Source organism: Shewanella sp. SNU WT4 (assembly GCF_006494715.1).
Lineage (GTDB): Bacteria > Pseudomonadota > Gammaproteobacteria > Enterobacterales > Shewanellaceae > Shewanella.
Genome location: NZ_CP041151.1, coordinates 2670581 through 2689487, shown reverse-complemented (window position 1 = coordinate 2689487; position 18907 = coordinate 2670581). Strand labels below are relative to the sequence as shown.

Sequence of the window (18907 nt, the reverse complement as noted above, 5' to 3'; positions counted from 1 at the left end):
TGAACTAAATATCTACTTTATCACGCTCAAGTTGTTGCAAGGCAATAACGGCTTGGGTGCGATTACGGACATTGAGTTTTCTGAAAATGGCGGTAGCGTGAGCTTTAATCGTCGCTTCTGACACCCCTAAGTCATAAGCTATCTGTTTGTTTAATAACCCCTCGGCAAACATTTGCAACACCTTGTATTGCTGTGGCGTGAGTTCTGCGAGTTTATTGGCCATAGGGTCTTGATTATCATCGGTAATGGCATGTAACTCTACGCCCGCTGGCAGCCAAATATCGCCATCCAAAATCGCGGTTAAGGCTTCACATAAGGTCTCCATTGACGCGGATTTTGGAATAAATCCAGAGCTGCCATAATGCACTGCGCGGCTAATGGTGAGGTTGTCTTCATGGGCGGAAATCACGACTACAGGTATGTGAGCAAAGTGATTGCGAAGATGAATTAACGTGGAATAGCCATGGGAGCCAGGCATTTGTAAATCGAGTAATACTAAGTCGTAATTGATGTGCGATACATCTAACAATTGCTGTAATGCATCGGCATTGTCTGCTTCAAACCACTGAGTATCTGCAAAAGCATTCGTTAACGCTTGGCGCAGCGCATTGCGAAATAACGGGTGATCATCGGCAATAATGATAGTTAAGTTTTCAAGCTTCATGGCTTTATATTAGTTATGGTTGCACTCGAAGGTGATTTTAATGTAACAGAAAAGATCCTTGATAACATAAAAAAATTGAGCAAATTTAGATTTTAATTGATAACTAAAAGCGTGACTCTTCAGATCGAGTGGAGAGCTGGTAGCTATGAGTGCGCTAATGTCCTCTTCTGCACACTCATACGATGACTAAGACTAAACAAACATTTAAGTGTAATTATTCCGCCAGTACTTTTGTCGGTTTACGGTTTTCATCCATGGCAACAAAGGTAAATACCCCGCGAATCGCGTGCTCACGATGATCGCTATACATATCCTCAATAAAGATATTCACTTCAACCTTAAGCGAAGTATTACCAACATGAATAACCCTAGCAATAATTTCAGCTAAGCTGCCAGCAGGAATAGGTTTATTAAAATCGATTTTATCTGTGCTTACTGTGACTAAGTTTTTACGGCAGAAGCGAGTGGCGGCGATAAAGGCTGTTTCATCCATCCACGCTAAGGCTTCACCACCAAAGAGGGTATTATGATGGTTAGTAATGGAAGGAAACACGGCTTTAATGACCCGCGATTCAGATTGATTAATACGTTGTTCAATCGCGTTAGAGCAACCGGTGCGAACTTGCGTCAATGGCATACTGCGGCCTTATTGGTACTGATAAAAAAGAGTGCCAGTATAAAGCAAATAGTCAGTTTGAGTGATGAATGGGTCGTGATAAACCTAAGGTTCGACGAATATAAGATAATAAAAACCCCTGATTAACAGGGGTTTTTAGCAAGCATTAATTTAAGTTTATCAGTGGGTTCTAACGTTAAACTTCCGCTTGCTTGAGTAAATTGATGCGATCACGAGAAGCTCTTGCAAGTTTACGCAGTAACACTTCAGAGTCGGCCCAATGTAAGCACGCATCAGTAATACTCTTACCATACTCTAACGGCTTATTAGGTTTAACTTTCTGAGTGCCTTCTTCAATAAAGCTTTCTGCCATGATACCAGCAATGACGGTATTGCCGTGACGCATTTGCTCCATGATGGAATCAGCAACATCAAGTTGTTTCAAATGCTGTTTTTGACTATTGCCATGGCTAAAATCAATCACTACTCGCTCGGTTAAGCCCACATTATGCAAACGCTCACGAATAAACTCGATATCGGATGGCAAGTAATTAGGCTGCTTGCCGCCGCGTAAAATGATGTGTCCATATGGATTACCGTGAGTACGGTAAACTGACATTTGGCCATCTTTATCAGGCGAATAGAAAATATGTGGCACTTGCGCTGCTCTCACTGCATCAACAGCGATGTCGATATTCCCATCTGTGCCGTTTTTAAAGCCGACAGGGCAAGATAAGGCCGAAGCCATTTCTCTGTGGACTTGGCTTTCAGTGGTGCGTGCGCCGATAGCGCCCCAAGTCACTAAATCAGCGATATATTGGCCATTGACCATATCTAGAAATTCAGTGGCGATTGGCAAACGTAACTCAGTAATTTGCTGCAATAATTGACGTGCGAGTTTAAGACCTTTATTAGGGCTAAAGCTGCCATCGAGATCCGGATCAGAAATTAACCCTTTCCAGCCAACGATAGTGCGAGGTTTTTCAAAGTACACGCGCATTAATATGCAGATATCGTCTTTCAATTCATGGTGTAGCTTGGCTAAACGCGCGGCATAATCCAGCGCAGCTTTAGTATCATGAATCGAGCATGGGCCTACTATGACCAACAAACGCTGATCGGCTCCAGATAAAATGGCCTCAACTTCACGACGTTGCGCAAGCAGATAATCAGCTGCGCCTTGTGTTAAAGGAAATTCCGTCGCCAGTTCAGCTGGGGAAATAACTTTACAAAGTAGAGATGTGCGTAGTTCGTCAGTTTTAGTGGTCATTCAATTTACCAGACTTGAAAGCAAGTCAATTTAAAACATATTGCGCAGGATTATAACGAATATCACAGTCATGCACAGTCTCAGTTGTTTGAATTTTAGGCAGGCATTCAATTTATTTCGATTAATCGCTGCCAATGACAAGTATCTGTTAGAGCCATCGTGCGTAAATTTAGCTTTTACGCGCGACGACTGATTTATACCTATCATTCAATATTGAGTGAAATGCTAAAACATATGACGTTTCATTCCTGTCATATCTAAAATTTTGGCGGCAATTTCTTCAACGGATTGATTGGTGGTATCCAAAAAAGGAATGCGTTCCTTTTTATAAAGCATTTCCACTTCTTTGACTTCAATACGACATTGGCGCAGCGATGAATAACGGCTATTTTCAAGACGACTTTGGCGTATTTCATGTAAACGGCTGGGTTCTATGGTTAAGCCGAATAACTTATGTTTATTACGTTTAAGATCTTCAGGTAATCGTAAGCTATCCATATCATCTTCTGTGAAAGGGTAGTTGGCGACTTTAATGCCAAATTGCATGGATAAGTACAAGCTAGATGGCGTTTTGCCGCAGCGCGATACGCCAAGCAAGATAATTTCGGCGTTATCCATGTTTTTCATGGTTTGGCCATCATCGTTATCCATGGCGTAATTAATCGCATCAATACGGGTGTCATAGCTTTTATTGCTTTTACCATGGGTGCGATGCATAGCTGGTGTTGCTTGAACGCCTAATTGTTGCTCAAGTGGTGCCACAAAGGTGTTTAAAAAATCATAATCTAGGCCTTCGCTGGAGTAGATTATGTCGCGAATTTCCGATTTTACGATGGAATGAAACACTAAAGGGCGTTCACCTGTGGTAATAAAACTATCATTGATTGTTTTCTTCACCGACTCTGCTTTCTGAACTGTCTCCACAAACGGAATTGTAAGTGCATCAAATGTAATAGGAAACTGGGAAAGTACTGCGTGCCCAAAAATCTCGGCTGTGATCGCCGTCCCATCTGATATATAAAATACTTTACGCGACATTCTGACCTCATTGTAGTAATAAAATTACAAACAAAATTATACATTTACGCTAATTGTCATGGAGTGTAAAATGTCCGTGCCCCGGTGTGAAGGGGCCAACGAAATAAACATGCGGAGATAGAACTGTGCAGCAATATGTACTCTGGTATCAGGAATTAGGCATGGGTGACGTCAATCTAGTGGGTGGCAAAAATGCCTCACTTGGTGAGATGATCAGTAACTTAGCAAATGCAGGCGTACAAGTCCCCGGTGGTTTTGCCACGACTTCGTTTGCTTTTAACGAATTCCTGGAACAAAGCGGACTTAACCAGAAGATATATGATGTCCTAAACACACTGGATGTGGACGATGTCAAAGAATTGGCAAATGTCGGTGCACAGATCAGACAATGGATCATCGAAACCCCTTTCCAGTCGACACTAGAAGAGGCAGTAAAAGCAGCCTACGCTCGACTCGCTTCTGAAACCCACAATGCTTCTTTTGCTGTACGATCTTCTGCCACTGCAGAAGATATGCCTGATGCCTCGTTTGCAGGTCAACAGGAAACTTTCCTAAACGTTAAAGGTTATGACGCAGTTATTGTTGCGATAAAACATGTATTTGCTTCTTTGTTTAACGACAGAGCCATCTCTTATCGCGTTCATCAAGGCTATGAGCACCACGGTGTTGCCTTGTCAGCGGGCGTCCAATTAATGGTGCGTTCTGACAAAGCATCATCGGGCGTGATGTTCTCTATCGACACTGAATCTGGCAATGAAGATGTAGTATTTATTACCTCATCTTACGGCCTAGGTGAAATGGTCGTACAAGGCGCGGTTAACCCTGACGAATTCTATGTGCATAAGCCAAGTTTAAAAGCTGGCCATCAAGCTGTAGTGCGCCGTAATATCGGTAGTAAGCTTATCCAGATGGTGTATTCGGACGATGCTTCTCACGGTAAGCAAGTCAAGATTGAAGATGTGGATGCGAGTCTGCGTCGTCAATTCTCAATCACTGACGCGGAAGTGATGGAACTTGCTAAGCAAGCTGTGATTATTGCTGAGCATTATGGTCGTCCTATGGATATCGAATGGGCGAAAGACGGTAACGATGGCAAGCTGTACATAGTGCAAGCGCGTCCAGAAACTGTTCGCAGCCGTGAAGATGTGCAATTGATTGAACGTTACCACTTAAAGACCCGTGGCGCGGTCATTACTGAAGGCCGTGCTATTGGTCATAAAGTCGGTAGTGGTGTTGCTAAGGTATTGAAATCGATTGCTGATATGGATCAAATTCAGCCTGGTGATGTGTTAGTCACTGACATGACAGACCCTGATTGGGAGCCTATCATGAAGCGCGCTAGCGCTATTGTGACTAACCGTGGTGGTCGTACTTGTCATGCGGCGATTATCGCCCGTGAATTAGGTGTGCCAGCGGTCGTGGGTTGTGGTGATGTCACCTCTCGCATCAAGCACGGCCAATTAGTGACAGTCTCTTGCGCTGAAGGCGATACCGGCTTCATTTATGAAGGTAAGCAAGAGTTTGAAATTATCACTAATCGGGTGGATGATTTACCGAGCTTACCGATGAAAATCATGATGAACGTCGGTAATCCAGACCGTGCATTTGATTTTGCCCGTTTACCAAATGAAGGCGTAGGCTTGGCGCGTTTGGAATTTATCATCAATCGTATGATAGGTATCCACCCTAAAGCCTTGTTGGAATTTGATACGCAAACGCCGCAGTTGCAAGAAGAAATTACTGAGATGATTGCAGGTTATTCATCTCCAGTAGAATTTTATGTTGCTCGTCTGGTTGAAGGTATTGCATCTATCGCCGCAGCTTTCCATCCGAAAAAAGTGATTGTGCGTATGTCTGACTTTAAGTCTAACGAATACGCTAACTTAGTCGGTGGTGACCGATACGAGCCAGAAGAAGAAAACCCTATGTTGGGCTTCCGCGGTGCGAGTCGTTATATTTCTGATTCGTTCCGCGATTGTTTCGCATTAGAGTGTGAAGCAATTAAGCGCGTGCGCCATGATATGGGTCTGACTAACGTCGAAATCATGATCCCATTCGTGCGGACTGTGTCTGAAGCTGAGCAAGTGATTGCTTTGCTTAAAGAGCAAGGTTTAGAGCGTGGTAAAAATGGCTTACGTGTCATTATGATGTGTGAATTACCATCGAACGCTTTATTGGCTGATCAATTCCTCGAGCATTTTGATGGTTTCTCTATCGGCTCTAACGATTTAACTCAGCTCACCTTAGGTTTAGATCGCGATTCTGGCATTATCAGTCATTTATTTGATGAACGTGATGAGGCCGTTAAAGTGTTATTGTCTATGGCAATTAAAGCCGCGAAGGCCAAAGGCGCTTATATTGGTATTTGTGGTCAAGGCCCATCGGATCATGCCGACTTTGCTGCTTGGTTAGTTGAGCAAGGTATTGATACCGTGTCGCTTAACCCTGATACCGTGATAGATACTTGGTTGTATTTAGCAGGAAGTGCCAAATAATCAATAAGCTCGCGAGTTAACTTCAGCTAATTATTGATTATTTTTATAAAAAGCCGCATTTTGCGGCTTTTTTGTTGGTAAATTATTGCGACCATGTGCGATAACAGGTTAACTATTAAGCCTAAACGGCGCTGTGCTTGCGGGCGCTTTTACTGACATCACAGGTTAACACTGACGTTATGACCAAACCTTTGCCAAGAATTACTCACGAACACACCCAAGAAACCATCTTTAGTGTCTATTTAACGGCATTGGCAAGCGAGTGGGGCGGTGACATCGATAATAGCTATGCGGCTAGATTAGCGCAGGCGACGGATAACTCCGTCTATCAATTCTTACCGCAAGCGGTCATTTATCCGAGAAATCAGCAAGATATTCAACGTGCATTAATGCTTGCCAAGCAACCTCAGTTCGCTAAGGTCTATTTTAGTGCGCGTGGCGGCGGCACTGGCACTAATGGACAGTCACTGACCCACGGCATAGTGATGGATTTATCGCGCTACCTTAATCAAGTGCTGGAAGTGAATGTCAACGAAGGCTGGGTTAGAGTGCAAGCTGGGGTAGTTAAAGATCAACTTAACGATGTACTGCGACCCTATGGTTTTTTCTTTAGTCCAGATCTATCTACCTCCAATCGCGCCACTATTGGCGGCATGATCAATACTGACGCATCGGGTGCCGGCTCTCTGGTTTATGGTAAAACCTCAGATCATGTGCTGGGTTTAACATCCGTGTTAAGCGATGGATTTGTGCTTAATACATCGCCTATAGTTGCAACTGCGCTCCCTGATTACATAGAGCAATTAGACAGTCCTATCGCTCAGACATTAGCCCGTAATATAGCAAATCATTGTAAAGCGCAGCGTAATCTTATCCTGCAGCAGTTTCCGGAATTAAATCGTTTTTTGACGGGGTATGATTTAAAACATGTATGGAATGATGAGTTAACTGTGTTTGATTTATCAAGAGTCATTACCGGCTCTGAAGGTACCTTGGCCGTTGTCACGGAAGCTAAATTAAACATAACGGCACTGCCTAAATGCCGCTTGCTGGTCAATATCAAATATGATTCGTTTGAGTCTGCATTAAGGCATGCGCCAACCTTAGTTAATGCTCGTGCCACAGTGGTTGAAACCATAGACTCTAAAGTGCTGGATCTTGCGCGCCAAGATATCATTTGGCACTCAATTGCCTCCTTAATTACCGAGGTTGAAGGTAAAACCATCATGGGGCTTAACATGGTGGAGTTTGCCGGTGATAAAGAGCAAGTTGAGGCCAAACTCAAGCATCTTGAACAGTTGCTACAGCAAGACAATCCTGGGGTGCTTGGATGGCAATCTTGTGATGATTTAGCCAGCGTTGAATTAATTTATAGTATGCGCAAGAAAGCTGTGGGTTTATTGGGCGCTACCAAAGGGCGGCGTAAACCCATTGCCTTTGCCGAAGATACCGCTGTACCGCCGCAATCCTTAGCGGATTTCATTCTGGAGTTTAGGGCATTATTAGACAGTAAAAATTTAGAATACGGTATGTTTGGGCATGTGGATGCCGGTGTCTTGCATGTGCGCCCAGCGCTTGATATGTGCGATCCTAATGATGAAGCCCTACTGAGAACCTTGTCGGATGAAGTGGCCGCATTGACCCGTAAATACGGCGGTTTAATGTGGGGGGAGCACGGTAAAGGCGTGCGGGGAGAATATGGCCCAGCAGTATTTGGTGACGAGTTATACGGCTTATTGCGTCAGATTAAAGGTTGGTTTGACCCCAACAATCAGCTTAACCCTGGCAAATTAGTGAATCCACCAGACGCTGGAGCGCTTAAATATAATATCGACAGTATTAAGCGTGGCACCTTTGATAGACAGATCCCTATCGCAGTGCAACAGGCTTATCCTGATGTGATGAATTGTAATGGTAATGGCTTATGCTTTAACTACAGCAATTTATCTCCTATGTGCCCATCCTTTAAAGTGACTGGCGATAGAATACATTCGCCCAAAGGCCGTACTGGATTAATGCGTGAATGGTTACGCTTACTTGAGTTACAAGGTGTTGATGTTATTGAATTAGCTAAGGCCAAGCCTTTGCCTTTATGGACGCGCTGGCGTAATTCTTTAGCCAAACATAAAGAATACGATTATTCCCATGAAGTCATGGCATCCTTGCAAGGCTGCTTGGCTTGTAAGGCCTGCTCTAGTCAATGCCCTGTAAAAGTGGATGTCCCTAAGTTTAGAGCTGAATTTTTTAATATCTACTATCAAAGATATCAGCGGCCGCTAAAAGATTATCTGGTAGCAGGGCTTGAAGATGGCATTGCTGAACTGGCGAAAACACCTAAGCTTGTTAACGCCGTAAGCAATAACACTGTTAGCCGCTGGTTGATAAAGCAGACATTGGGTTATGTTGATACTCCAGATTTATCGTCACCTAATCTTGTTAACCGCCTGCAAGGGCACGCCTGTTTAGGGTATGACTTAGAAGATTTACAAGCCATAGCTGAACGCGATCGCCATCATTATGTGCTTATTGTGCAAGATCCTTTTAATAGCTTTTATGATGCTGAGCTGATGTATCGCTTGGTATTGTTAATTGAAAAACTTGGGCTTAAGCCGGTATTACTGCCATATACCCCCAACGGCAAGCCTGCGCATATCAAAGGTTTTTTATCAAAGTTTGCCAAGATTGCTCAAAACAGCGCAGATTTTCTTAACCAGTTATCGCAACTAGGTATGCCATTAATCGGGGTTGATCCGGCGCTTGTGCTTTGTTATCGCGATGAATATCGCCAAGTCCTAGGTGCTAAGCGTGGTGATTTTAATGTGTTGCTAGCCAATGAATGGCTAATGACGGTATTGGCTACCCGTAAAACCCCTAGCAAGTTATTATCTAAAACAGATAAAGAAGCGTTAGCAAAAACAGCGAGTTTCGTATGGTTGAGCCATTGCACTGAGTCCACGGCAAAGCCTGAAACTGGTAAACAATGGCAGCAAATTTTTAGTCATTTTGGTGCCAATCTCACGGTTAAAAATTTAGGTTGCTGCGGTATGGCAGGCACTTATGGCCATGAACTGGTGAATATCAACCGCTCCAAAACCTTATTCAGCCTTTCTTGGCAGCCGAGCCTAGCTGAAATACCCGCGGAACAAATCTTGGTCTCTGGCTATTCATGCCGTAGCCAAGTGAAACGTTTTGCCCACTTTAGACCAAGGCATCCAATCGAGGCGTTATTGGATTTGTGCTAACGCTGTAATAGTTAGCTTTTTACAAGCTTATGGAATCATTAGAGCAAAATAAATGGCGCGGCTAAGCCATAAACTAAATGAAAATCTCAGCTAGTTTATTGCGGGCAAGCTGATAGTATTAAGTAAGGGCACAGGACTTGTCTGGCTAATGTAGGTCTGGTTGGTAACGACAATTCTCGTTAGCCGCAACATGATAGGAGGTGACTTTTGAAGCATTATGAACACCTTGGATATTTGATTAGTCACCTTAATGTGGCTCTTCAACATGAATTGGATGAGCGCTTAAAACGCTATCAATTAGATATTAAGCTTTGGCCTGTGCTGTTCGCTTTATGGCAGGAAGAAGGTATTAGTCAAACTGAGCTGTCGAAACGCTGCGATGTCGCCAACTATACGATGACGCGTTTATTGGATCAGTTGCAGCTGCTGGGCTACATCACTCGTCATCAAGAAGCCGACAATCGTCGCGCCTTTCAAATATTTTTAACCGTTGAAGCTAAAGCGCTTGAGCAAGATTTGGTGTATGAGGCTGACAAAGTGAATCAAAAATATTTACTAAGTTTGTCCGCAGAAGAGCAAACTCAATTAATTGCTTTATTAAGTAAAATCAATCGCTCACTGAAATAGTGTGAGAGGGCGTTCAAAATTCTGTGTCAGGCTAATTTTTAAATTTCTAGCACGCTATCTAAACGCCCTTCAAAATAAATCGCTAACTGAGATAAACAAAGGCTCCAATTGTGGATTGGCATGGTCCATTTATCTGAGGCGTTTAATATGCCTGCATAAAGTAGCTTCAACAAGCTATTTTCATTAGGAAAAGCACCTTTGGTTTTGGTGAGCTTTCTAAATTGGCGATGTACCGCCTCAACGGCATTGGTCGTGTAAATCACTTTCCTGATATGTTCTGGGTACCTAAAATAATGGGACAAATTATGCCATTTGCGACGCCAAGAGTTGATTACCAGCGGATAAGCATCACCCCATTTGGCCTCCAGTTCGTCCAATGCCATCTCTGCGGCTTCTTTACTCACGGCTCGATACACAGGCTTTAAATCAGCCATAAACGCTTTCTGATGTTTTGAGGCGACATACTTCATTGAGTTGCGGATCTGGTGGATAACACCTAGCTGTGTTTCCGTATTAGGGAAGATACTGGCTATCGCCTCAGGGAAACCGGTCAAGCTGTCAACACAGGCGATAAGAATATCTTTTACACCACGATTATTAAGATCGGTCAGTACGGATAGCCAGTAATTAGCGCCTTCATTTTCGGATAAATGAAGCCCTAAAATTTCCTTTTTTCCTTTCATATTAAGCGCTAACAATGTGTAAACGGCTTTACTGACGTAACGCCCATCCTCTTTGACTTTATAATGTATCGCATCAAGCCAAACGATAGGATAATGGCTATCTAATGGGCGCTGTTGCCACGCTTTAAGTTCGGGGATGAGTTTATCAGTGATAGCACTGACTGTTGCGTTAGATACATTGATCCCATACATATCTTCAACATGTTGATTAATATCGCGATAGCTCATACCTATACTGAACATCGATAACACTTTACGTTCGATTTCATCGGTTAGCGTAGTTTGATTTTTCTTAATCAACTGAGGCTCAAAAGTGCCATTGCGGTCTCTAGGGGTGTCTAACTCAAAGTTACCGGACGGATGCTTAATGGTCTTAGGGGTTTTGCCATTTTTACGATTAGGCAGAGGATCATGCGCTAAATGCTGCTCAAGCTCAGCCTGGAGAGCCGCTTCAGTGAGTTGCTTGATCAGTGGACCAAGAATGCTGTCTTTACCTGTGAGGCTTTTACCTGACTGCAGATCTTTAAGGGCTTGTTCGAAGTTAAAAGGTTGGGTCATGTGTCATTCCTGTTTTTGAATATTTTACTGAAATGACACAGAATTATGAACACTACCCAGCGTAGCGTTTATCTATCGCTATGATTAGTTGAGCTTCTGCTTTGTCACCTTTACTTCTTTATCGCCTAAGCTTTATTTCAATCATTTCACTATCAACATGGACGTCGATTATGTTATCTCTGTGCAAAATAGAACCTGATCGTAAAGTATCTCCTATTTCTTCATCAATTCGGGGAGTATTTTTTGGCTTGATTGCTGTGTTGAGCGGCGCACCTTTAGCGGCAACAGACGTAAGCGTCACACCTTGTGAGTCAAATACTGAAGCGGCTTATTTTTCTCAATCTATGCCGCTGAATAATGGTATGAGTGTGGTGGTCAGTGAAGGTCAGTATGAGCCTCGCTCGATTGGAACTATGACTGTGATTTTATATCAAGATCTTAATGTCGGGGACTTAGCATCAGGATTGGTGATTAGCCGCGATGGCTTCATTACTAAAACGGCCCTTAATGCTGCCCAGTCACAATTAACTATTACAACGTCTACGGCGGGTAGTGGTAACTACAGTCAAGCCTACCAAGTATGTATTGATGGTAAGCAGCTTAAGCTATGTTAAACCACTAAACCACTAAACCACTAAACCACTTCCACAAGATGGCAAGTGGCATAGCAAATTTAATATCATGGCATGAGTAACATCATGGTCAACAGTACGAGTAAGGAGCTGATGACCATGACTTGTTTGGTTTGCTTTTGACTCATTTTAAGATGTTCAGCACTTGGGACTAAGCTAGTTAATAAATGTTGGTTTTTATAAATCCGGCAACGCAATTGCTGGCTAACGGGGTCAAGGTGTAAGGTCAATGAGCATTGTTGGCCGTTTAAGAGTTCAAAATTGTGTTGGCTTTGGTTCGTGAAATTAAATTTTGATGAGACTACTTTGCCATTAAGCAGTACTCTTTCAAGTCCACACCAATTGCTAGCCTCAATTTTCAGTGCTTGTTGATTGATAAAATAATCAAAGTAAACCATACGCAATCCTTAGCTTTTAGGTATTGATTTAATTCAAGCAAAGACTTGAGTCGGTCGCCATGATTGTGAAATATTTATTCTGAAGCGGCACTAGGGCAATGTTGATAGAACCACTATGGCCGTGTGTTGTGGCAAGCAAGACATAAAAATGTATGGTCCGCCTCGTTATTGCAAATGATATTTTCGATAACGAGGTTGGTTTGCGCTAATGTATTCGGAGTCTTCATTAGGTGCTACCACCCGCTCCACGATGAGTTCCGCGCTAGATTGTCCTCAAAAAGCCCAAAGCATACTGCGTTGCTGTTTTTTATGTCAGGTCTTCAATCTAGTGGTCTGACCGTTCTGCCATCTTTTTTATCATCTGCAAACTCGGCTTAAACTCTTACTTCAAATGCTTGCTTGGTCGATAACACTGACCACGCTATCCGCACTAACTTATTCGCCAAAGCGACAACCGCTACGTTAAATGGCTTTCTGGCTCTTAACTCCAAAATCCATTCACCAAAAACAGCGACTGCAACCTCTGGCCTTGATAAAATCGACCGTGCACCATGGATGAATAACGTCCTCAACGCTTTGTTGCCGCGCTTACTTATCCCCAAAAGCGTGGTTTTGCCGCCAGTTGAGTATTGATGTGGGACAAGCCCTATCCAGGCGGCTAACTGTCGTCCATTTTTAAAGTGACCCACATCGGAGATATCCGCTAAACACTGACTCGCTGTTAAATTTCCCACACCTGGGATAGATTTAAGCAGTTGAGCATCTTCATTTTGCTCGACAAGCTGTTTCAGCTTGTTATCTTGACCTGCAATACGCTCATTAAGCTGTAAATAGTATTGGTGATGCTCAATCAACTCCTGCATTAACATCTGAGGAATAGATTCTTTACTATAAGCAAGCCATTGAAATAGGCTCTTCATCTTGCTATGCCCTTTAGGGAAGCTCATACCAAATTCAAGCAAGATAGCTCCAATACGGGACATGCACGCGGTACGCTCTTTTACGTAACTAGAACGAATACGTTGGATCACTGAGATAACCTGAGCAGTTTCAGTTTTAACACCAACAAAGCGCATCGATGGGCGTGTTGATGCTTCCGCTATTGCATCAGCATCGATGTAATCATTTTTATTAGTTTTAACGTAAGGTTTAACGTACTGCGGAGGAATGAGTTTAACTTCGTGCCCAAAAGACTGGCACTTTCGAGCGAGCCAATGTGAGCCACCACATGACTCCATGGCTATGATTGTTGCGGGTGTTTGAGCTAAAAACTCAATAAGTTTTGCGCGAGATAAATGCTTTCGAAATTGCTCTCGACCGCTATAGTCATGAGCAACAAGATGAAAAGAAGATTTGCCTAAATCGATCCCAATTACTTTAATAGTAGACATGATGGTTCGCCTCTTTGTTTGCCTAACCCTAAGCTTAGCTTAGGGGTGAGGCGGACCATCTAATTAAGGCCATAGGTTTACTATGGCCATTATCGAAGCGCTAGATAGTGTTTTTAACTTAAAGGACTAGAAAGTTAAAGACTATTAATCACACGCGTTCACACTTAAGCGGCGGCGTTAATGATTTTACGTGCCATTTCATCGGCTACAGAATTAGTGGTACGGTTTTGTGCGTCTGCTTGAACGAAAATAGTTTCTAGGGTTTGATAAATCTGCTTCACTTTTTCCGTTGATAGCGCGGCATCATAGTTATTTTCAAAGGAGACATTAATAATCCCGCCAGCATTAATTACATAATCTGGAGCATAAAGAATACCCATAGCTTTTAACTGTTCACCATGGCGTAATTCAGCCAATTGATTATTGGCACAACCTGCCACAATACCGGCTTTCAACAATGGCAGGGTCGTATCATTTAGAGTGGCACCGAGCGCGCAAGGTGAATACACATCCACTTCTTGATGATAGATATCTTGCGGAGCGACAACTTTAGCGTCAAATTCTGCTGCTACTTGCGCTAGCGCGGCTTGATTGATATCTGTCACAATCAGTTTGGCGCCTTCGTTATGCAGATAGCGACACAGATGGTATCCCACATGACCTATGCCTTGGACTGAAATCTTAAGTCCAGCCAAGCTATCGGAACCATTTCTATGCTTGTTGGCCGCCTTAATACCTAAATAAGTGCCAAGTGCAGTAAAGGGGGAAGGGTCACCGCTTTTACCTTCTAACCCAGCTACATAGGGTGTTTCTTGACGGGCAATCATAATATCTTTCGGGCTAACACCAACATCTTCAGCCGAATAATATTGGCCACCTAAGCTATGAACAAAACGCCCAAAAGCCTTAAATAGGGCTTCACGGTCGGTGATCTTAGGGTTAGCTATAATCACAGATTTACCGCCACCCATAGCCAATCCGGCCAAGGCATTTTTATAGGTCATGCCACGGGAAAGACGCAAGACGTCATTAAGGGCGTCATCATCGTTTTGATAGTTCCACATTCTACAGCCACCAAAGGCTGGACCAAGATTAGTGTTATGAACGGCAATAATGGCTTTTAAGCCACTGGCTTGGTCGTGACAGAAAACGACTTCTTTATGATCATCATAAGAAACATGATTAAAAACAGCCACTGATAATACCCCTGTGGTGGAATGCCTACAGATAGACGATTGTTGTGAATTTGCTTAACGATAACATTTTGCTAATGTCGCACCAAGCCCAGAGATAAGTGTTTGGCGCTTTTTTCGGCAACTTTACTTGCCATATTTATACAGCATTAACAACTTCATCAATGACTTGATTATTTACCCGATTAAATGAGGTTTGCTTGTGTCTGTTTTGTTGCGGCAAGCGCTGGCTTGAGGCAGTATGTTGTTATCAAAATAAAAAGCAGTAAGGAATGTGTGATGACTGATAAATCTGCGGTTCCGGAAACATTAACGCCTGAGCAACAACAAGCGTTAGAGCAACAGCGTGAAATTTGGGTCCGTGAACAATTTCAAAAGGCCAATCGATTTTTAGCCGAAAAAGGCATTATTCCGGGTAAGGTACTGGTCGATCAGAGTCGCTACCTTGCGCCTTATGTTGCTGTATGGAAAATGGAAACCGCTAAACCGGCTAAAAAAACCTACTGGGTTATTTCTGGTGACTTACCTACGGATGTGGTTGAAGTTGGCGCAGCGGCCAATCCCCGCGAAGTGCTACGTCATTTTTCACTCAATTGGCAATTAAAGGCTGAGAATCTCATTCGCTCGGGCGCTGTGCGCGATAAAACCCAAGCTAAATTTGCCAACTTATTGATTTCAAGAGCCCAGAGCTTATATCTGATGCAAAACGATGAGGCATTATGGGCTTAGTCTATTGCTTTATATAACAAAAAAGACAGAAGCTTAGGCTTCTGTCTTTTTATGTAGGTTGGCAGTGATGTTGATTTCAATGGGTCTGCATTGCATTAACAGCAAGCTTTAGCATCCACCATGTTATTATTCAGTCAAATAATAATAGCCAGCGTTTATCCAAGATAATAATAAGGCTTTAATCGCATCTTGCTCACACAGTAAGGTCAGTTGCTCAGCGCTTAAACAGCGAGCTTCGGCCAATTGACTCAATTGCTCTGGAGTCGCTTGTGGCAATGGGAAAATATCGCCGTTGGCAAACAGTCGCAACTGATTATCATGTTCAAGCAATAATACCTTTAAGCCACCAATGCGCTGCAGCGTTGCACCATCTGCGATGGCATCATCGAGTTCATCTTCAGTGAGTTCAGGCTCCATCTCGTTAATATCAAGATCAAAACGGCTTTGGCTAAGTAAGCGTCCCAGCACTGATTGATATTGACGCGGATCGGCTGCTAAATCAGCAACTAGTTGCATGATCCCCTGTTGCTGCTGCTCGCTTAAGATAGCGGCTGGTAAGGTTTCACTTTTTGACACAAAGCGCTGCTGGCCTAAATGGTTATCAAGCATATAGTCCGCGAGTTCACCTAACAATTCTTGCTGTGATGGCGCTCTAAAGCCCATGGAGTAGCTCATGGATGGCTCGAGGGTGAAACCACGATGCGGGAATCCTGGTGGAATGTATAAAATATCTCCAGGAGCCAACACTGTATCTATGATAGGCTCAAAATCTTCAATCAATGGGCTGTTGGCATCATTGTTGCGTTGTTGATATTGACCTAAAGGACCTACGGTCCAACGACGGCTGCCACTGCCTTGAATGATGAATACATCATAATTATCAATATGTGGACCAACCCCGCCGCCTGGCATAGCAAATGACACCATCAGATCGTCAAAGCGCCAATCAGGCAGGAAACGGAAACTGTCGCAAAACGGGTGAGTTTGCTCTGCAAAATGATTAACAGCCTGCACCAATAACTGCCAATTTTGCTCGCCTAACTGGCTAAAGTCAGTGATAGGACCTTGCTGTATGCGCCAATTGTCACCTTCGGTAAACACAAGTCGTGAGCTAATTTCTTCTTCCATCGCTAAACCAGCCAGTTCATCGGCCTCGATGGGATCAACAAAATTAGTAAACCCTTGGCGAATGACCGTAGGTTGTTGTTGCCAGTATTGACTCAGGAAGTCAGCTTTATCGAGATGGAGTTGATACATAGATGGATTTACCAATACAAGAGGCCAAGAACTGGCACTGAAAAACATAAACGGCAACCCTAAGGTTGCCGCCAATGGGTTAGGACACTCTATTATAGCTCGTCAACAAATTGTGCTGCACGGCCAATATAGTTTGCAGGTGTCATAGCTTTTAATTCAACTTTAACTGCGTCAGGCAGATTTAAGCCATCGATAAATTGAGCCAGTTGCTCAGCATCAATGCGCTTACCACGAGTCAACTCTTTCAGTTTTTCATATGGCTTCTCAATGCCATAACGACGCATTACTGTTTGTACTGGTTCAGCCAGTACTTCCCAGTTATGGTCTAACTCGTTACGCAGGTTCGCTTCATTGACTTCAAGCTTGCTCATGCCTTTTAGCGTTGATTGATAAGCAATTAACGCATGGGCAATACCTACGCCTAAATTACGTAAGACAGTTGAGTCAGTTAAATCGCGCTGCCAGCGTGACAGCGGTAACTTAGCGGCTAAATGCTGCATAATGGCATTGGCGATACCTAAGTTACCTTCAGAGTTTTCAAAGTCGATTGGGTTAACTTTATGCGGCATGGTTGATGAGCCAATTTCACCAGCAATGGTTTTTTGCTTGAAGTGACCCAGAGCAATGTAACCCCAAATATCGCGATCAAAGTCGATTAAGATGGTGTTAAAGCGCGCGATAGCATCAAACAACTCAGCAATGTAATCATGCGGCTCAATTTGAGTGGTATAAGCATTCCAATGCAAGCCTAAGCTGGTGACAAAGCGCTCTGACAGTTCATGCCAGTTAACTTCAGGGTATGCTGAAATGTGGGCGTTGTAGTTACCGACGGCACCATTAATTTTACCCATGATTTCAACGGCTTTGATTTGCTTCACTTGACGCTCTAACCGCACTGCCACGTTAGCCATTTCTTTGCCCAATGTCGATGGGGTCGCTGGCTGGCCATGGGTGCGCGACATTAATGGCACGTCACGGTAGTCTTTGGCTAACTTCTTGATACCGTCAACTAATTGTTGGCAATAAGGCAGAACAATTTGCTCGCGGGCTTCAGTTAACATTAAGCCGTGAGATAAGTTGTTAATGTCTTCAGAGGTACAAGCAAAGTGAACGAATTCATCAATGGCGACTAATTCAGCGTTGCCTGCGATTTTTTCTTTAATGAAATATTCAACCGCTTTAACGTCATGATTAGTCGTGGCTTCAATGGCTTTAACGCGCAGCGCATCAGCTTCATTAAAGTTATCTTTAATCGCATCTAACAGGGATAACGCGGTTTCACTGAACGGCGGAACTTCGGTGATTTCTGGGCAGCTTGATAACAGCTTTAACCAGTTGATTTCAACTTGAACACGGTATTTAGTCAAACCGAACTCGCTGAAAATCCCTCTAAGTGAGGCGGTTTTACTACCATAACGACCGTCTACAGGGGAGATAGCAGTTAGTGCGGATAGTTCCATGAAAAGCTCCTTGGTGAACCTAAATAAACATTAAAGGGAAAGAGATTGGGTTGCCGCATTAACCATCGCTTTGCGGGCAAAGACTAGATGGCGACGTTTGCCACCGAGTTGTCGCCATAACACAGCGCTACGCATAGCTGACAAGAGTAGGGCACGAATTTTCTGTTGCACCAAGGGACGCTGCAGACAGTTAGGGTTACCTGTTATTTGTATTTTAGGCCCTAATTCGCTGATGATATCACTGTAAATCGAGGCTAAATTGGCAATAACCTGCTCATCAGTAATAGCAAAATGGTGAAGTTGTCTTCCGACTTGATTAATCCGCTCGGCCAACATGCCTAAGGCTTTTGGATTGCGGCTTAATTTTCGCTCTAATGCCAAAATGCCGATTAAATAGCGTGTAAGCTCGACATCTTTATTGCCTTGCTCACCTAATTGGCTCTGAATGAGCTGCATGCCACGGCGCTGTGAAAATTTATCGGGATAGACATCGGCCACCGACTCTGGGTTGGTGACCAAAATGCTGTTGAGGCTGGCGGCCAACATCTCTTTATCGGATTCACCGTGGCGAGATAAGTGTTGAACTTCTGCGACCGCTTGAAGCAGGCCCGCAAAGGCCTGAATACGTTCCATGATGGCGTCACTCACTGTGAT

16 protein-coding genes are annotated in these 18907 nt (G+C 43.5%); 5 read left to right on the top strand and 11 right to left on the bottom strand.

The genetic code is table 11. The annotated features are described in order from the left end of the window. Positions 1-4: 4 nt before the first annotated feature. From FJQ87_RS12040 to FJQ87_RS12025, 4 genes are all read right to left on the bottom strand, one after another. Positions 5-664, bottom strand: a complete 660-nt coding sequence (locus tag FJQ87_RS12040) for a response regulator transcription factor (protein ID WP_140932838.1) — start codon at positions 662-664, stop codon at positions 5-7. A 214-nt stretch (positions 665-878) separates the two neighbouring features. Then, a complete protein-coding gene (locus tag FJQ87_RS12035) occupies positions 879-1301 on the bottom strand; it encodes an acyl-CoA thioesterase (RefSeq protein WP_140932837.1) in 423 nt (140 codons plus the stop codon). A gap of 175 nt (positions 1302-1476) precedes the next feature. Further along, the gene (locus FJQ87_RS12030) at positions 1477-2550 is read right to left on the bottom strand and encodes a 3-deoxy-7-phosphoheptulonate synthase (protein ID WP_140932836.1); all 1074 of its coding nucleotides are present in this window, start codon (positions 2548-2550) and stop codon (positions 1477-1479) included. 225 nt (positions 2551-2775) lie between these two features. Further along, on the bottom strand, positions 2776-3588 hold the full coding sequence (locus FJQ87_RS12025) for a pyruvate, water dikinase regulatory protein (protein ID WP_140932835.1): 813 nt from the start codon (positions 3586-3588) through the stop codon (positions 2776-2778). Positions 3589-3713: 125 nt separating this feature from the next. Here FJQ87_RS12025 and ppsA point away from each other — a divergent pair, with 125 nt between their 5' ends. From ppsA to FJQ87_RS12010, 3 genes are all read left to right on the top strand, one after another. After that, complete coding sequence (gene ppsA, locus FJQ87_RS12020) at positions 3714-6083, top strand: phosphoenolpyruvate synthase (protein WP_140932834.1); 2370 nt, start codon at positions 3714-3716, stop codon at positions 6081-6083. A gap of 179 nt (positions 6084-6262) precedes the next feature. Then, entirely contained in the window at positions 6263-9325 is a 3063-nt protein-coding gene (locus tag FJQ87_RS12015; protein ID WP_140932833.1) for an FAD-binding and (Fe-S)-binding domain-containing protein, read from the top strand. Between the two features lie 207 nt (positions 9326-9532). Next, a complete protein-coding gene (locus FJQ87_RS12010) occupies positions 9533-9952 on the top strand; it encodes a MarR family transcriptional regulator (RefSeq protein ID WP_140932832.1) in 420 nt (139 codons plus the stop codon). A 38-nt stretch (positions 9953-9990) separates the two neighbouring features. On the opposite strand, the gene FJQ87_RS12005 is transcribed toward FJQ87_RS12010, so the two are convergent. Further along, positions 9991-11193 carry an IS256-like element ISSod4 family transposase gene (locus FJQ87_RS12005; RefSeq protein ID WP_140932831.1) on the bottom strand — a complete coding sequence of 401 codons (1203 nt, stop codon included), beginning with the start codon at positions 11191-11193 and terminating at the stop codon, positions 9991-9993. Between the two features lie 170 nt (positions 11194-11363). On the opposite strand from FJQ87_RS12005, the gene FJQ87_RS12000 reads away from it, so the two are divergent. Beyond that, positions 11364-11807, top strand: a complete 444-nt coding sequence (locus tag FJQ87_RS12000; protein WP_140932830.1) for a PliI family lysozyme inhibitor of I-type lysozyme — start codon at positions 11364-11366, stop codon at positions 11805-11807. A gap of 65 nt (positions 11808-11872) precedes the next feature. Here FJQ87_RS12000 and FJQ87_RS11995 read toward each other — a convergent pair whose 3' ends face one another. The 3 genes from FJQ87_RS11995 to FJQ87_RS11985 all read right to left on the bottom strand — a co-directional run bounded on the left by FJQ87_RS11995 (position 11873) and on the right by FJQ87_RS11985 (position 14810). Continuing rightward, a complete protein-coding gene (locus FJQ87_RS11995; RefSeq protein WP_140932829.1) occupies positions 11873-12223 on the bottom strand; it encodes a hypothetical protein in 351 nt (116 codons plus the stop codon). A gap of 374 nt (positions 12224-12597) precedes the next feature. Continuing rightward, positions 12598-13614, bottom strand: a complete 1017-nt coding sequence (locus tag FJQ87_RS11990) for an IS110 family transposase (RefSeq protein ID WP_140932828.1) — start codon at positions 13612-13614, stop codon at positions 12598-12600. A 164-nt stretch (positions 13615-13778) separates the two neighbouring features. Then, complete coding sequence (locus FJQ87_RS11985; RefSeq protein ID WP_140932827.1) at positions 13779-14810, bottom strand: Glu/Leu/Phe/Val dehydrogenase; 1032 nt, start codon at positions 14808-14810, stop codon at positions 13779-13781. A 276-nt stretch (positions 14811-15086) separates the two neighbouring features. Between FJQ87_RS11985 and FJQ87_RS11980 the strand changes: the two genes are divergently transcribed. Then, positions 15087-15536 (top strand): DUF4826 family protein, encoded by a 450-nt coding sequence (locus FJQ87_RS11980; protein WP_140932826.1) that lies wholly within the window; start codon positions 15087-15089, stop codon positions 15534-15536. Positions 15537-15662: 126 nt separating this feature from the next. On the opposite strand, the gene FJQ87_RS11975 is transcribed toward FJQ87_RS11980, so the two are convergent. From FJQ87_RS11975 to hflD, 3 genes are all read right to left on the bottom strand, one after another. After that, on the bottom strand, positions 15663-16793 hold the full coding sequence (locus tag FJQ87_RS11975; protein ID WP_140932825.1) for a cupin domain-containing protein: 1131 nt from the start codon (positions 16791-16793) through the stop codon (positions 15663-15665). A gap of 92 nt (positions 16794-16885) precedes the next feature. Further along, entirely contained in the window at positions 16886-18253 is a 1368-nt protein-coding gene (purB, locus tag FJQ87_RS11970; RefSeq protein WP_140932824.1) for an adenylosuccinate lyase, read from the bottom strand. Positions 18254-18283: 30 nt separating this feature from the next. Further along, positions 18284-18901, bottom strand: a complete 618-nt coding sequence (gene hflD / locus FJQ87_RS11965) for a high frequency lysogenization protein HflD (protein ID WP_140932823.1) — start codon at positions 18899-18901, stop codon at positions 18284-18286. Between the last annotated feature and the right edge of the window lie 6 nt (positions 18902-18907).

Coding starts and splice junctions, on each gene's coding strand:
- FJQ87_RS11980 (WP_140932826.1), top strand. CDS start 15,087: ATGACTGATAAATCTGCGGTTCCGGAAACATTAACGCCTGAGCAACAA.
- FJQ87_RS11995 (WP_140932829.1), bottom strand. CDS start 12,223: ATGGTTTACTTTGATTATTTTATCAATCAACAAGCACTGAAAATTGAG.
- FJQ87_RS11990 (WP_140932828.1), bottom strand. CDS start 13,614: ATGTCTACTATTAAAGTAATTGGGATCGATTTAGGCAAATCTTCTTTT.
- FJQ87_RS12005 (WP_140932831.1), bottom strand. CDS start 11,193: ATGACCCAACCTTTTAACTTCGAACAAGCCCTTAAAGATCTGCAGTCA.
- purB (WP_140932824.1), bottom strand. CDS start 18,253: ATGGAACTATCCGCACTAACTGCTATCTCCCCTGTAGACGGTCGTTAT.
- FJQ87_RS12040 (WP_140932838.1), bottom strand. CDS start 664: ATGAAGCTTGAAAACTTAACTATCATTATTGCCGATGATCACCCGTTA.
- FJQ87_RS11975 (WP_140932825.1), bottom strand. CDS start 16,793: ATGTATCAACTCCATCTCGATAAAGCTGACTTCCTGAGTCAATACTGG.
- FJQ87_RS12030 (WP_140932836.1), bottom strand. CDS start 2,550: ATGACCACTAAAACTGACGAACTACGCACATCTCTACTTTGTAAAGTT.
- FJQ87_RS12015 (WP_140932833.1), top strand. CDS start 6,263: ATGACCAAACCTTTGCCAAGAATTACTCACGAACACACCCAAGAAACC.
- FJQ87_RS12025 (WP_140932835.1), bottom strand. CDS start 3,588: ATGTCGCGTAAAGTATTTTATATATCAGATGGGACGGCGATCACAGCC.
- FJQ87_RS12035 (WP_140932837.1), bottom strand. CDS start 1,301: ATGCCATTGACGCAAGTTCGCACCGGTTGCTCTAACGCGATTGAACAA.
- FJQ87_RS12000 (WP_140932830.1), top strand. CDS start 11,364: ATGTTATCTCTGTGCAAAATAGAACCTGATCGTAAAGTATCTCCTATT.